Below are 14,825 nucleotides of genomic sequence, written 5' to 3'. Positions count from 1 at the left end.
TGCGGGGGTGATGGGGAGGGGGTTTCTCCTGGGACAGTATGGAGCGATTTGCTGTTAACCCGGCCGCCGCGCGGCCGGGGCAAATCCAATTCTCTCTCTAACATCTCGGTATCAGACAAGCTTCATCGCCGTAGTGTGATGTGCCTTGGGGGGCTTTCTCAAGGATGCGCGGTCCCCCCAATTTTCCCGGGACCGTCGCTGCGCTCTGGCCCCAAGAAAATCGGTTCCCCCACGCCCCGCCGAGGCGGCGCGGGGACTTGTCCCCGCGTCCCTGACAAAGCCCCGTCGGCCCATCCGATGAGATTTCATCTTTCATCCAATCCCGGATGAGAGATCGACTTGTTCGGAGGCTTTTATGACTTCTTTCAACAATTTCGCCGACCTTGCCAGCTTCGTCGCCGCGTCGCGTGAAAATGACGGACTGACCCAGACCTACGAGGGCGCGTTCATCGAACATAGCGAGATGGCCAAGCTCAGCATCGTCGAAGCGCCCGAAGCACTTGACATGCCCGATCCCGAGCAGGTGCGGGCCGCCACCGAGATGATGATGCAGACCATGTTCGACGTGCTGCGCGACACCCGCATGGAGCCGTTTGCGGCCGATCTGGCGTGGGGTTTCGCCAACAGCTTCCATGTCGTGGCGAAGCGTATCGAGGGCCGCGAGGATGACGCCGCCAAGAAGCTCGGCGATCTCGCACGCAGCTATGATCCGTCCGAGATCTACGCGACCGAACTCGAAGACACCCAGCTCCTCTGCCAGACCCTCCAGGGTTGCCGCGAGGCGATGGAATGCATGCGCGACCATGCCGCCGAGGTCTATCGGGTCGAAACCGGCAAGCCCTTCTCGCCGGTGCGGGGAAGCCGGGTTTCCAGCGCGCTTACCGCATCGATGATCGAGGCCCGCGACTATCTTGCCTCGAAAGCCCGGGAGCGCCGCGAGCAGTTCGCCCCCGAAGGCCCGGTCGTGGCGTTCTCCGGTGGTCAGGTGTGGGAGGACGTGGACCTGCTCTGGAACGGTCTCGACAGCATCAAGGCACGCATCCCGGAGCTGATCCTCGCGACCACCGCGCAAGCGAAGGGCTGCGATGCCGTGGCGCACGCATGGGCGGCATCGCGCGGCGTCAAGGTCATCCAGTTCCGCCTCGATCGCAGTCAGGGCAACCGCGCCGCCTTCGTCCGCAATGACCGCATTCTCGGTCTCAAGCCGGTGGAAGCCGTCATCTGCGAAGGCTCGGGCATCCAGCAGAACCTCGCCCAGAAGCTGCGGCAGGCGGGGGTGCCGCTGCACATCGTCCGCCTCGCGCACCAGCGCACCCAGCGCAGCGCGTGAGTGCTCGCTTGGAGGGGCTCCGGCTTCGGCCGGGGCCTCTCCATCTTTTTCTGCGGGGACATGCGGCGCTCAGGGGCATCGAGCCCCTTCGCGCCGCGGGGGACTGAGCGCTGGCGCGCTCGCGCAATGGCCACCATTCGCACCGACTTCGCCCCGCCAGGCGGCCAGAGGGGAGAAGGGACGGGTGCTGCGTTCAGCAAGGGAGGACGAGATGTCCATTGTGTTTCGCATCACCACATCGGCCGACCATCAGGAACGCCAGACCGCCGTCATCAACGCCCGCCAGCTCGCCGCCTTCCGGGAATTTCTGCGCGGCCAAGGCGAGCGTCTCGACATGACCCTGCTGGATCCGGATTTCGCGGAGGACGACTATCTCTCCTATCGGTTCGAGGCGCGTGTCTGCCCGCTGGCGCTCGCCAGCATCGCACGCATCTTCGACTATCAGACCGATGTCATCACGGTGCTGGATGAGGCCCAGTTTCGCGGCCGCCGGGTCAGCGTCTATCGCGAGGGCGACACTGGCCCGATCACCCTGTCGGTCGGGCTGACCTCCGATCTCGGCCTCGAACTCGATCTGGCCTATCAGAATGCGTTCGCGCTGCTCGAAGGGCTTGGACTGCGACCGGAGAGCGTCGGCGAAATCCCGGTCGACAATGTCCGTGCCCGCCTCGCTGATCCCGCGATCCGGCGCAGCGTCGAAGCGCAGGGTGCAGCCCCATACCTGTCCCGGCTCGACCGCCTGATCGCGACCGGAGATCTTGACGACAGTTCCCGTCTGGAATGGGCATAGCCTCCGCCCGGACCAGACGTCGCGAAGGGGCGCGTCGCCGCGCGCGGCGCGCCCCGCAATGCCGCTGCGAGCCTATGCCGCGACCGGCGTTCGCGGTGTCAGCAGGGTATCGATCGCGCGCTGCAATTGGTCGGCGGCATCGACATCGTTTGTCGCCGCCAGATACTCTTTGGCCTGCCGCATCAATGCCAGCGCAAGCGCCCGTGTCACCGTCGGGTCCGTCTCCGAGAGGTCCATATCGCTACCTCGAGCGCGGTCCATCCTCGCGAGCTTCCGGGCCGTCGCTCCTCCCCGGAGAGCTCCCGCGCCGTGCGCGGGAGCCGGGGCTGGTAACACGTCGAGACATGCGCCTACGCTTTTAGTGCCAAGGCACCTGGACATGTGCGCAGGCACCCCGGCGTGAGATCACACCGAGCTGCCTTTCTCGACGGGATTACCAGTCCCGGCGCCGCAGCCTTCGCAGCGCAATCCGGCGCCTAACACAGACCTCCTGTGACACCAAGGCGAAGTCGTTTCGGCCCTGTCCAGCACCCTCCCGGATCAGTGGATTGTCCATCCGCTCCGCCCGCTGGCCGAGATCGGTGAAGGGTCCGTGCACGCCGTTCTCATAATTCGCAAAAGCCATGATGGGGCGGCGTTTCATCGTGACGACACCGGCTCGCTCGCGTGCCGCACGGACCCGTCGGTCCGCGCGCCGCTACGCCTTGCCGGAGGCGCTTCCCCGAGAGGAAAAATCTCTCACAGTCTTCCCATTCTGTCGGGCGGACGAGACCGTCTCAAGCCCGGCGGGGCCCCACCATTTTCTTCGGCGGATCGGGCGCTGCGCATCAATCTCGAACGACGGTGGCCGCCGAAGAAAATCGTGACCCCCACCGCCGCTTTGCGGTCGCCGGCAAGCCGGCGAGGCCTGACACGGTCCCGCCCGCCCGACGCCATTCCCCTGTCATTCAAGACGACAGGAGACGAACATGCAGACGATCACGAACATCGCCGCCGCCGATCAGCACGCCGCCTACTTCGCCGCCGTCGCCAATGCCGAGCGCCGCGCGATGCACAGCTACTTCGACCAGCATGTGGTCGAGGACGATGAGCTGGGGTTCCTCGCCATTGACGAGGGCGACTACGGCGCGCTCGGACAGGCGATGATCGACCGGATCGTCTACACCGCGCCGGGCGGCATCATCGACGAATTCTGAACGATAGGGGAGGGGCTGCGGCCTCTCCCCTTTTTTTGCTGGGAGAGGAACGGTCACGGGGGGCATCGAGCCCCCCATGACCGTGCCGCGGCGTTGCCGCGGCGGGGGATGATTCAGGCCTTGAGCCGCTTTTCGACTTCCTCGAAACCCAGTGTCTTGATGCGGGCCGTCAGATCGGCGAGCCGCTTAGGTTCAAGCTTCAGCAGTCCGGATTTCTCGATCGTCGCGATCGCCTGCTCGCGCTCTTTCTCTTCGAGCTTCCTGCGCCGCTCTTCCAGCCGGCGCTGATCCTCTTCGAGAGCCTGTCTCTCCTGTTCCAGTGTCTTTGCCATAGGTGCCTCTTGTGAAGGCTAATCGGGCTATGAACTGGCTGAACATAGCGCTGGTTGGTGAGGGCAGGAAGAAGAAGATTCATGGGGCTGGGCGCATCGGGCCTGCGCCCGACGACGGCTCTATTCGCTAGGGCTCCCGATGCCCTTCAGGCAACGAGAGCCCAACCTCACGGAGCCAAGGCATGCGCCTTGTCTCCGCCCTTCGGGTCACGATCCTCGCCTTTCCAACGCGGCCCTTTGGCCGACGTTGATGCTGCGCATCGGGGCTTTTCGCGCCCTGATCGGATCGGTGACACCGGCCTCGCGCGTTCCGCCTCACGGCGGCGCGTACCTCGCCGGTCCCGGCAACCGGCTCCTCTCCGACGACATCGTAACAGGCCCAGGGACAGGGGATCGGGCTCTTGGGATTAGCACACCCTACGCACCTGAAGGTGCATGAGTTCCGTTGTTTCACAACGGGTTAGCGCGGAAGGAAAGGAGACTACGTTGTAGTACGAGCTGGTGGGCGGGCAAAAACGGCGGAAATCAGCCATTCGCGCGTAGTCTGTGAGACTACGGCCTGCTGGTCCATGACGATCAACTTGCCGGAACCGGGTCGCTCGGCTATAAATAGAGCCATTCTTCAGTCCCCACCAGCCTCCCTGCTAGGAGGTTGGTCTTGGCTACCAGTTACCGGCATTACAACGTCCGCCTGGAGCGCGCCCAATGGGACCGCCTCAGCGTGATCGCCGCCGAACAGAAATTGAGCGTCGCCGACGTCATCCGGTCGGCCCTCAATGTCTTCCTTTCATCCTCCGACGTGCTGACCGCGAGCCAGCGCCGCCTGGCCCGGATCAGCGAGTTCCAGCAGCTCGTGCTCGACGTCATTCTGCGCGAGCAATATCCTGAGCTTCGCGACCGCCTCGTTGCCGAAACCGACAAGCGCCTGGTGCAATATCATGGCGCGTGAGGACATCCGCTCGAACGGGAAAAACATCCCGCTGACCCACCACTCTGCGCGCGGCCGCGTGCAGCGAAACTCGGGCAATTTCACCCGCGGCTCACAGCTTCTCACCCACGAGATGCTGATGTGGTTTTCGGGCGCGCGGCTGCCCATCATGGTCTGGTTCTTCGCCTTCCTCGCGGCCTGGTTCGTCATCCTCTCGATCCGCCTCGACGAGCACGGATTCCAGCTCGTCTGCATGAAGATCTATTCGGCGCTCTGGAACTGGGTCGACCTCAATCCCAACAAGCGCGTCAACGTCACCCTGCCCAATGGCGAGATCTACAAAACGGTCATGCCCGTGGTGCCCTATATCCCGGCCGTGCAGCAGGCCTGGGAGACCACCATCCGGGCGCTGATCGGCTCGATCCTCGTCTCGGTTTTCGTGGTCGCGCCACTCACCATCTGGTTCGTCGACATCTCGCGCAGGCGTGGGCGTTCGATCCTTCAGGAACGCCATGAGCGCGGCGCCATGCTGGTCGATCGCGCCGTGCTGGTCTCCGAAATCGCGCAGCACAATGCGGAAAAATTCGCGGAGGACGCGCGCGAGTTCTTCCCCGGCCGCTCGTCCGCCGCCGTGCTCAAATTGCCGTTCGCGACACGGAAGGCGGGCGGCATCCACCATCCCTATACGCTCGCCGGCATCCCCTATCCGCACCGCCTCGAGCAGTCCCATTCCATGCTGATCGGCACCACCGGCGCGGGCAAGACCACCGAGCTCAGGAGTCTGGTCAGCCAGATGCGCCAGCGCCAGGACAGCGCCGTGATCTTCGATCTCACCGGCGCCTATGTCGAAGCCTTCTACGATCCCATGCGCGACACGATCCTGAACCCGATGGACCAGCGCTGCCCGGCCTGGTCGATCTTCAACGACTGCTCGACCTACAGCCATTTCACGTCGGCCGCCGCGGCGCTCATTCCCTCCGATGGCGGCTCGTCCGAGCCCTTCTGGGCGCTCGCGGCCCGCACCCTGTTCATCGAGATGTGCGTCCGGCTTCAGGAGCGCGGCCAGACCACCAACCTGGCGCTCGCCGAGAACCTGATGACCGCCGATTTGAAGCGGGTGCATCGCTTCCTCGCGAACACCATCGCCGACCCGCTGACCGCCCCGGAAGCGGCCCGCATGGCGGAATCGATCCGCGCCGTCTTCAACACCAATGCGCAGGTCCTGCGTTTCCTGCCCGACGAAGGAGAGCCGTTCTCGATCCGGCACTGGATGACCACCGAGCGCGCGCCCGGATCGATCCTGTTCGTCACCTCCGACTACGACGATCTGGAGATGAACCGGCCGCTGCTGACGCTCTGGATGAACATCGCCATCACCAGCCTCATGACGCTGCCGCGCACGCGCAGCTTGCGGACCTGGTTCATGTTCGATGAGGTCGGCGCGCTGCACCGCCTGCCTGCGATCGAGAAGGGCCTGCAGACCGCGCGGAACTTCGGCGGCGCAATGATCCTGGGGCTCCACAGCTTCCAGAAGCTCGTCGAGGTCTATGGCGAGGAAGGCGCGCGAAATCTCGCCTCGCTCGCCCGCTCCAAGCTCATCCTCGCGACCAGCGAGTTCAAGACCGCCGAGGAGTGCTCGCAGTACATCGGCAACCGCGAAGTGCGGCAGATGGATGAGGCCTATAGCTACGGCTACAACAACAATCGCGACGCCTCGACCCTGACTCCGCGCAAGCAGGTCGAGCCCCTCGTGATCCCCGACGACATCACCAACCTGCCCTCGATGCACGGGTTCGTGAAATTCCCCGACGGTTTCCCGGCCGCGCGCATCCTTCTCGAATGGAAGAACTACCCCATCGTGGCGCCGGGCTTCCTGAAGCGTCCCGTGATGCAGCCCGTCCGGTCCAAGCGCGGGGAGGAGATTTTCGACGAGGAGGGCGGTGAGGCCGGCGGCAGGGACGGCGCCGTCCAGATCGTGGATGAGGTGGTCGAGCCAACCAATCTTGCGAAGGAAATGGCGGCGCGGATCCTGCAGTCGCCGAGCGAGGACCAGGCCGCCGAAACCCATCGTACCGCCCCGCGTAGCGATGACCGGCCGGTGCCCCCGCAGGCGAAGGGAGCGGGCGGCGGCAAGGAGGACGGCGCGCGCGGCAGGGACGCCCAGCAGGAGACCGGCCAGCGGCCCGCCGACGACCGGCGCGGACCGTCACCGCAGGCGCCGCAAGTCGAGGATCAGACCCTCATCGAACTGCGTCAGGGCTTCGCCGCGGGCCGTGACCAGGACGATCTCGACATGGGGATCTGATCCATGCTCTCGGTCGCCGCCGTCCGTTCCGCATCAGGCGCCGCGAACTATTTCGCGAAGGACGACTTCAAGGACAATTACTACACGGCCGATGGCTCCTCCGAGGTCAGTGCCTGGGGCGGGGCAGGGGCCGAAGCCCTCGCGCTTGAAGGCGAAGTCAGCCGCGAAAGCTTCGAGCAGATTCTGAGCGGCGTCCTGCCGAGCGGAGAGGGCGTCGCCCAGGTCGAAAACCGGCGCAACGGTGTCGACCTCACCTTCTCCGCGCCCAAGTCCGTGTCGGTCATGGCCTATGTCGCCGGCGACAAGCGGGTGCTCGCCGCCAACATGGTCGCGGTCCAGAAAACCATGGCCTGGGTCGAGAAGAATCTCGCCGAAGGGCGCAAGGACGTCGAGGGTCGCAAGGTGCCGGTGCCGACCGGCAAGCTCGTCTATGCGCTGTTCCAGCACGACACCAGTCGCGCGCTCGATCCGCAGGCCCATGTCCACTCCGTCATCGCCAATCTGACCCAGATGCCCGACGGCAAATGGCAGGCGCTGCACGCCGACAAGATCTGGTCGAATAACGCGGTCGTCGGGGCGATCTACCACGCCTACCTGCGCGCCGGGCTGGAGAAGCTCGGCTACCAGGTCGAGCTCAAGGGCAAGCACGGCACGTTCGAGATCATGGGCGTGCCCAAGGCGATCATCGATGCCTTCAGCCAACGGCGCGAGGCGATCCTCGAGAAGGCGGCCGAGCTCGGCATCGTCTCGGCCAAGGGGCGCGACGGCGTGACCACCACCACCCGCGATCCCAAGCTCAATGTCGAGGACCGCGACGGGCTCCTCAAAGGATGGATCGACAAGGCGGCGGAGCTCGGGTTCGACGGCAAAGGACTGCTCGCCTCGGCGCTGGCCCGGGCAGGGCAGGGCGCCGCCGACAACAAGCTGGAGCGGGGCTTCCGGGCGGTCACCGACGCGATCGCCGGCGCGCGCGATCTCATCGGCGGCTTCCTTCGCTCGCCCGATCCGCTGATCGACAGCGGCCTTGCCCGCGCCACCAAATCGCCGGCCGTCGCCCGGACGCAATTGGCGGTAGCCTCGGCCGTCCGCATCCTCGCCGAACGCGAGGCGGCGTTCGACGTCAACAAGCTCTCCAAGACCGCGCTGGACCTCGGCCTGAAGGGCGTCACCATCGAGACGGTCGAGCACCGGATCGAGCAGCTCTACGACAACCGCCAGCTAATCCCCGGTGTCGCCCGCGCCGGCGACAAGGGCGTCCGGATGGTGACCACCCAGGAGGCGCTGCGCACCGAGGAAGCCGTTCTCAAGGCGGTCGATGCGGGCGTGGGCAAGGCGGTGCCGATACTCCCCGCGCAGGATGGGCCCGCCCGCCTGCAGGAGGTCGCCGATCGCCCGCTCAATGCGGGGCAGCTCGCAGCCGCGACCCTGATCCTCTCCTCCGAAGATCGGACCGTGACTGTCCAGGGCGTCGCCGGCGCCGGGAAGTCGACCATGCTGCAGGCGGTTGCCCGGATCGCGGAAGGCGAAGGCAAGGATGTGCTGGGCCTGGCCTTCCAGAACAAGATGGTCGCCGACCTCGCCGAAGGGGCCGGGATCAAGAGCCAGACGATCGCCTCGTTCGTGCTCGCCAACGAGCGCTACCTGACCGAGCGCGATACGCCGCGCTACGAGGAGGCGCGCGAGCGGCTCGGCGGCGCGATGCTGGTCGTGGACGAGACCTCGATGGTCTCCAGCGCCGACATGCTGAAGCTTCACAGCATCGTCGAGGCGCTCGGCATCGACAAGCTCGTGCTGGTTGGCGATCGCCAGCAGCTCTCCTCGATCGACGCCGGCAAGTCCTTCGCGATGATCCAGGCCGCCGGCGGCACGATGGCCCGAATGGACGAGAATATCCGTCAGCGGACCGACACGCTGCGCACCGTCGCCGCGCTCGCCAATGTCGGTAAGGCGGGCGAGGCGATGAAGGTGCTGGGCGATAACGTCCACGAAAGCGCGAACCCGCCCGAAGAGGCCGCCGACAGGTGGCTCGCGCTGGGGGCGGACGACCGTGCCGCGACCCAGGTGTTTGCGTCTGGCCGGGAGTCCCGCGCCATCATCAACCAGCGCATCCAGGACGGCCTTGCCGCCGAGGGCACCGTGCGGGGCGAGGGCATCCATCTCATCGTCTATGACCGCGTGAACCTGACCCGCGAGGAGCTTCGCTACGCCGCCAGCTATCGGCCCGGCCTCACCCTCGATGTCGGCCGCGGCGGCGCGCAGGACGTCGGGCTCGCGCAGGGACGCTATGACGTCTCCAGGGTGCTGCCCTCGGGCAAGGTCGAACTGGTCGATGGGCGCCGCAAGATTCGCTTCGACCCGCAGCGCCTCTCGCCCACCGAAAAGCGGGACCGGCTCGAACTCACCGAGAAGAAGGATCTGCATGTCCGCGAGGGGGATCGCATCCGCTGGACCGCGAACGACAAGCCGCGCGACCTGCACAACGCGGCGCTCGCCCGGATCATCTCGGCCGATGCCTCGGGCATCACCGTCGAGACGGCGGGCAATCAGACCCTGACATTGGCGCCGGGCGATCCGATGCTCTCGCGTTTGGACCTCGCCTACGCGCTCAACATGCACATGGCGCAGGGCATCACCACCGACAAGGCGATCACGGTCATGGACAGCCATGAGCGCAACCTGTCGAACCAGCGCCTGTTCAATGTGGGCGTGACGCGGGTGCGCGACGAACTCACCATGATCGTGGACGATAAGGAAAAGCTCGAACGCCAGCTCGACCACAATGCCGGCAACAAGACCTCGGCCCTAGAGACGGTCGGCCGCCTCGATATCGACGGCAAGAAGGGCGGCGCCAAGCCGGTGAAGTTCGATCCCGGCCCGATCGACGGGATCAACCTCGCGGATCAGCCGGACATCCTCGCCGATCTTCCCCCCCTTCCGGACGGGCCGCTTGAGCCCGCAGCACCGATCAAGGGCGACGGCCTCAAGGCGCCCCCGGATCTCAAGCCCGAAAAGGCAGACCTGCTGCCGCCGCTGCCCGAGCGCAGCCTGGGCCTTGATCTTTGATGACGAACGGTCGGCGCGGTGCCGGCTGAAAGCAAGGAGAGTGACGATGGCATGGGATTTTGACGAAGGCGGCAAGTTCGGCAGCGAGAAGGCCGCCGAGGACTATGCCCGGCGCAACGGCCTCAGCAATGCGGACTTCCGCACCCGGCGCAAGGGTGATGAGGTCGAGCTGGAGATCCGCCGCTCCGCCATCGACGGCCGAAACCTTCGTGACGCGGGCGAAGGCCGCAAGGGCGGTTGGTTTTGATCCGGACGTCGGCGGCCCGGACATTCGGCAGGAGGCGGCTGTCCAATGGGCATCGATGATCGCGACTATATGCGAGCGCGCCACAGACAGCGCGCCAACCGGACGAGATGGAACGAGGGTAGGGGGCGGATCGAGGCGGCCTGGCTTGATCCGCGCCACCAGCGATATCGCCGACAACCGTCTGCGGCGGCGATCGCTGTCCGTTTCGCCCTGCCGGTGCTGAGCCTGCTGCTGATCCTGATCCCATTCTATGGGGACGCGCAGCGTCATGGCTGGATTCCTGATCTCGAGCCGGCGCAGCCGTTTCCGGAGCGGGTCGGTTACGGTTGGGGCCAATGTTATCGGTCTGATCAAACGCAGCAATCTCACGATCGAGGCAGCCGATTCCAACACGGTGGTGCAATTGGTGGACCCGGATACGAACGCCCATGCACTGTCGATCTATGTTGCCGCCAATGACCGGGTGTCCCTGCCGGTGCCTGCGGGTACGTACCGGGTCCGCCTGATCGAGGGGCGGAAGTGGCACGGCGCGAGGCGCTATTTCGGGCCGAACACATCCTACGAGACGGTGGCCAGTCTGATAGAGTTCACGCCGACGATGGGTCACGTCATCGACCTGCATCGTCGGCCCGGCGGCAATCTGGAGACGCGGATGATGGGCTCTCGACCAGCGCCGCTTTGACCGGGGCGGCCCGCCCCACCAGAACCTAAGATGCCATCAATGACACTTTACCCCGAAACGCCTGGTAGAGTGTCATTGATGACAATCATTCGACGAGGGAAAGTGCGTCCATGATGCTTGGGCCAGGCAGGCATGTTAGCGAGGGCGACCACCATAACGACGAGAATCGCTACCTGAATGCCGCACCAAATCTTCTATTCCTGGCAAAGCGACACGGAGAACCGGATCGGTCGCGGCTTGATTCAGTGGGCGCTGGACCGCGCCATTCGAACCGTCAATGCGGACGCCGACGTTGATCCCGCCGATCGTGAGCTTCGCGCCGATCGCGACACTGTGAATGTGCCGGGCATGCCGCCGCTCGCGGACACCATCTTCGGAAAGATCGACCGGGCGGTCGCCTTCCTGTCCGACCTCACGCACGTTGCCACGCGCGCCAAGGGCCAGCTCTCGCCCAACCCCAATGTCCTGCTCGAGCATGGCTGGGCGCTAAAATCGCGCGGGTGGGGCAGGATGATCGGCGTCATGAACACAGCGATGGGCCATCCCGACGAGCATCCTCTTCCGTTCGACCTCACCCATTTCAAACGGCCGATCCTCTTCCACTGTCCGGCCGACGCGACCGACGAGGAGCGCCAGGCGGCGCGGGCAGGGCTTCAGAAGGATCTGGAGAGCGCTCTTCGCCTGATTCTCGACGACGAGGTTCTTATGGCGGCTGCGCCGCCGGCCGAACCTCACCCTCATGATGTTGAGCTGTTGCAGCGGTATCGCCAGCAAATCCCGGAGCTGCTGCGCCAGTTCCTGCGCGAGCATAATTTCGGGACGCCCTATCCGCGCAAGGCACTCGATCCCCTCGATGATATGGCTGCTACCTGGGCGGGCGCTGCCTTCGATTTCGAGGACACCGCGCTACAGGAGGCCGCCATGGCGCTTCGCGCGGCGAACACCTCTCTCATGGAGCTGGTCTATGAGCGCATCCATGTGATGGACCGGAACCCCAACATGGTCTGGCCGAAGACCGACTATGACGTGCGGCACGGCACGCAGCAGGTCACCCTGGATGCGATCCGGGAACTCAATGCGCGCGCCGGAACGCTGATCGGCGCGATAGATGCGTTCGAGAAGGTTGGGCGCTCCCGAATTCGTGTCGCGCCGCCGGCGCCAACGGCGCCGCAGGTGGATCCCCGCTGGGAGGCCGCGCGGACCGCGATTTCAGAGCTGGCGGCGGACCGGATGCGAGGAGGGCTTCCCGAGATCGTCGCCATGCCCAGCATGACGCTGCGCATTGTGCCGCTCGCTGCGATGGATCGGCCGGCTCTCGATCCAAAGACCGTCCTCGCTGCGGCGCTCCGCTTTCCGCCTGACAGCCAGGTCCGGGTTCAGTCAGATTCGGATGAGCGCCAATGGTGGAGCTATGGCCTGCCGCTCATTCAGACCGAAAATAACCCGGAGACCCGGTGGCGCACGCGCCTTGTTCGACCCGGCCTGATTGAATTCGAGGCGATGATCGGCGCCCGGATCGACGATGATCCCGAGATCCTGGTGAATGGTCGCGAGCTGGAAGCATCGATCGCCGCCCATCTCGAGCGTCTTGCCGCCGTGCTCGCCGACGTGGGCCTGGCCGGTTCCGGCCTCGTTTCCATCGCATTCCGGGGAGTGGAAGACGTCCAGTTGACGCGCGCCCGCGGTGGCGGTCGCAAGATCCGAAAGCCCGAGCTGTTCCTGCCTGAGCTTCAGGTGACCGATCTTGCCGCGCCGATGCAGCCGCAGCTGCAGGAGCAATTCAATATCCTCTGGCAGGCGTCGGGCTGGGCCGACGGCTCGCCGTCGTTCGACTGACCGGGTGCGCGCTGTGGAGCTCAAGCCCCCGTCACCGGAAGAGGGAGATGCCGGTCTTCAGGCGTTCCGTGAGGCAGCCAAGCTCCATGAGGATACGTTGCGCAGCCGGATGTCCCGCGAATTCTATCGAAAGGACCTGGCAAAGTGGCAGAAACTCTACGCGACGCTCGCAGGGAAACGCGCGGCAGGCTCGGCAACGGCCGTTCATTTCACTCGACTATCGGCGCTCTGCGGTGAGCTGCTGACAGAATATGGACCGGAGGCGCCGCCCAAGAAGCGGGTGCCCAAGGCGGTGGAGCCGGTGCCGTTGAGCTATCCCGACTTCCCCGACGACATTACCCATCGCATTCACTTCCTCGAAGGGCCGGGGATCCGGCGGCAACGCGCCGTTAAGCTTTCCGTCCATGCGCCGGGCATCTTCCGGCAGATCTCGGCGCGTGGCCGCGTCCTGCTCTCGATCGGGGTCCGTCAGGATCAGGTCCGGCTGTTCGAGCGCATCGTTGAAGCTATCGGCGATCTCGCCATGGCTGATTACGCCGCCGCGGGATTCGACATCGGCTATGTGATGCGGCCCGATGGAATCGCCCAAGGTCAGTCCTGGACGCCCAATCCCCTCGATCCAGCCTTGCCGACTGCCCGCGTATGGGAAGACAATCAACGGGCCCGGAGTTACGGATTGCAGGCACGCCTGCTTGGCGACCAATGGCGTGGCGCTGACGGCACCGGCCTCCCAGGTGATCTTCCGGATGTCGATGGCGAACCTTGGGATCCCGATCCGCATTGGCAGCGCGTTCTTGAACTCACACAGGCTGATCGGCTCGACGAGGCACTTACGCTGGTCGAGGCGGTGCCCGGCCGCGATCGTGAGCCTCTGTTCGACGAGGTCATCTATCTCAGATTCCTGACAGGATCGCCGCTGCGCGCGCAGGATATTCGCGTACTGGCGCGCAAACATGCGGAATCATCGCTCATTGCGGGGCGTCTGCTGGAGGAATTCGAGGCATTCCTGGGCCATCTCGATGCGCAATTCACGCTGGAGCCGCCTGTCCTGGAGGAAATGATCAGGCTTCGGCCGGATTTCGGGTCGACCATGATACCGCCCATGCCGCCCGCTTCGGATTGGGCCGCCTATCGGCGTCATATGGCGCAGTTCACGAACCACGGTGCGCGGCGCGGCCGGATTTTCTCCATCAACATCGGGGCCGCCGACACCGGGGCATCCGCGTTCTTTGCGACCGCCATGGTCGCTGCCGAAGAGGCGTTCCGCCGCGAGAGGTCGATTCCCGAGATCGGACGGGGCTGGGTGTCCGAGGTGGCGCTGCTCGATCTGGTTCGAACCCTATGGCCCTCCGCGGTCCATCAATGGCGCCCGGCGTTCCTCGGCATGCAGTCCGTCGATATCCATGTGCCGGAGCTGGGCCTCGCCATCGAGTATCAGGGGCAGCAGCACTACGCGCCCGTGACGCTCTTCGGCGGCGAAGAGGGGTTCAAGCTCACGCAATTCCGCGACGAGAAAAAGCGCGCGCTGCTGGCTCGCCACGGTGTGCGGCTCCTTGAATGGCGCTTTGATGTTCGGATCACCAGGGCAGAGCTGATCGCTCAGATGGCGGCGATGGAAATCCAGATCCCGGACTAGACGGCAAGCCTCTTCTGCCTCGGGCCGCCGTTTATTTCCTCGACGATGAAGGTGCGGGCCGGCGGTGTTTCGAGAAGGTCGATCTCTGGGAGCAGGTGGTCGAGCCATTGCATGCGTTGCCGGCGCAGGATGATGGCATCGTGTCGATCCTGATAGTGGCTGACTTCAGGATTGGCCGCGACGGTGATGACCCGGAAGGACAGGGGCCACTCTGCCATGGCCGGCTCCCAGATCGCCGCGAGATAGAAGAAATTGCCGTCTTCGAGCCGCACCCGATACTGCTTGCCGCCGCTAACGGTCATGTGGAATTCCGAGGCGGGCACCAGACAGCGCTGGCTGGGGAAGATCTGGCCCTCCGAGCGCACGAAGCGGAAGGAGGCCCCGCCGCTGAAGCGTGGATTGGAGCCCCACCGGGCCTCGACCATTTCCATTTCTTGCATTGTCCGTCGTCGGGACATTTGGCGCAGATGGTTGCGCAGA

At 65.1% G+C, this 14,825-nt stretch carries 13 protein-coding genes; 10 read left to right on the top strand and 3 right to left on the bottom strand.

The features are described from left to right. Window positions 1-355: 355 nt before the first annotated feature. Window positions 356-1,330 carry a DUF2493 domain-containing protein gene (locus LL253_RS14920; RefSeq protein WP_150289887.1) on the top strand — a complete coding sequence of 325 codons (975 nt, stop codon included), beginning with the start codon at window positions 356-358 and terminating at the stop codon, window positions 1,328-1,330. A gap of 211 nt (window positions 1,331-1,541) precedes the next feature. Then, complete coding sequence (locus LL253_RS14915) at window positions 1,542-2,120, top strand: hypothetical protein (RefSeq protein WP_030090593.1); 579 nt, start codon at window positions 1,542-1,544, stop codon at window positions 2,118-2,120. A gap of 72 nt (window positions 2,121-2,192) precedes the next feature. Here LL253_RS14915 and LL253_RS14910 read toward each other — a convergent pair whose 3' ends face one another. After that, window positions 2,193-2,357, bottom strand: a complete 165-nt coding sequence (locus tag LL253_RS14910) for a hypothetical protein (protein ID WP_157077779.1) — start codon at window positions 2,355-2,357, stop codon at window positions 2,193-2,195. A gap of 731 nt (window positions 2,358-3,088) precedes the next feature. Here LL253_RS14910 and LL253_RS14905 point away from each other — a divergent pair. Further along, the gene (locus LL253_RS14905) at window positions 3,089-3,316 is read left to right on the top strand and encodes a hypothetical protein (protein ID WP_062787863.1); all 228 of its coding nucleotides are present in this window, start codon (window positions 3,089-3,091) and stop codon (window positions 3,314-3,316) included. A 113-nt stretch (window positions 3,317-3,429) separates the two neighbouring features. On the opposite strand, the gene LL253_RS14900 is transcribed toward LL253_RS14905, so the two are convergent. Then, window positions 3,430-3,648: a hypothetical protein gene (locus tag LL253_RS14900; protein ID WP_030090596.1), complete on the bottom strand. Its 219-nt coding sequence runs from the start codon at window positions 3,646-3,648 to the stop codon at window positions 3,430-3,432. Window positions 3,649-4,306: 658 nt separating this feature from the next. Here LL253_RS14900 and LL253_RS14895 point away from each other — a divergent pair. From LL253_RS14895 to LL253_RS14865, 7 genes are all read left to right on the top strand, one after another. Further along, the gene (locus LL253_RS14895; protein WP_030090597.1) at window positions 4,307-4,597 is read left to right on the top strand and encodes a hypothetical protein; all 291 of its coding nucleotides are present in this window, start codon (window positions 4,307-4,309) and stop codon (window positions 4,595-4,597) included. Further along, a complete protein-coding gene (locus LL253_RS14890; protein ID WP_030090598.1) occupies window positions 4,587-6,881 on the top strand; it encodes a type IV secretion system DNA-binding domain-containing protein in 2,295 nt (764 codons plus the stop codon). Before LL253_RS14895 ends, LL253_RS14890 begins: the two co-directional genes overlap by 11 nt. Before the next feature lie 3 nt (window positions 6,882-6,884). Beyond that, on the top strand, window positions 6,885-9,944 hold the full coding sequence (gene mobF / locus LL253_RS14885; protein WP_150289886.1) for a MobF family relaxase: 3,060 nt from the start codon (window positions 6,885-6,887) through the stop codon (window positions 9,942-9,944). Window positions 9,945-9,990: 46 nt separating this feature from the next. After that, window positions 9,991-10,191, top strand: coding sequence for a hypothetical protein (locus tag LL253_RS14880; RefSeq protein ID WP_066703418.1), 201 nt, complete (start codon window positions 9,991-9,993; stop codon window positions 10,189-10,191). Between the two features lie 268 nt (window positions 10,192-10,459). Then, window positions 10,460-10,873, top strand: coding sequence for a hypothetical protein (locus LL253_RS14875; protein WP_228227682.1), 414 nt, complete (start codon window positions 10,460-10,462; stop codon window positions 10,871-10,873). Window positions 10,874-11,050: 177 nt separating this feature from the next. Continuing rightward, entirely contained in the window at window positions 11,051-12,709 is a 1,659-nt protein-coding gene (locus LL253_RS14870) for a hypothetical protein (RefSeq protein ID WP_150289885.1), read from the top strand. A 13-nt stretch (window positions 12,710-12,722) separates the two neighbouring features. Continuing rightward, complete coding sequence (locus tag LL253_RS14865; protein WP_139181863.1) at window positions 12,723-14,345, top strand: hypothetical protein; 1,623 nt, start codon at window positions 12,723-12,725, stop codon at window positions 14,343-14,345. Here the strand turns inward: LL253_RS14865 and LL253_RS14860 are convergent. Further along, on the bottom strand, window positions 14,342-14,824 hold the full coding sequence (locus tag LL253_RS14860) for an SOS response-associated peptidase family protein (RefSeq protein ID WP_240334147.1): 483 nt from the start codon (window positions 14,822-14,824) through the stop codon (window positions 14,342-14,344). The two genes, LL253_RS14865 and LL253_RS14860, sit on opposite strands and share 4 nt — an antisense overlap. Window position 14,825 lies beyond the last annotated feature (1 nt).

Source organism: Sphingobium soli (genome assembly GCF_020782245.1).
Taxonomy (GTDB): domain Bacteria; phylum Pseudomonadota; class Alphaproteobacteria; order Sphingomonadales; family Sphingomonadaceae; genus Sphingobium; species Sphingobium soli.
This window is presented reverse-complemented; position numbering and strand designations above follow the sequence as displayed.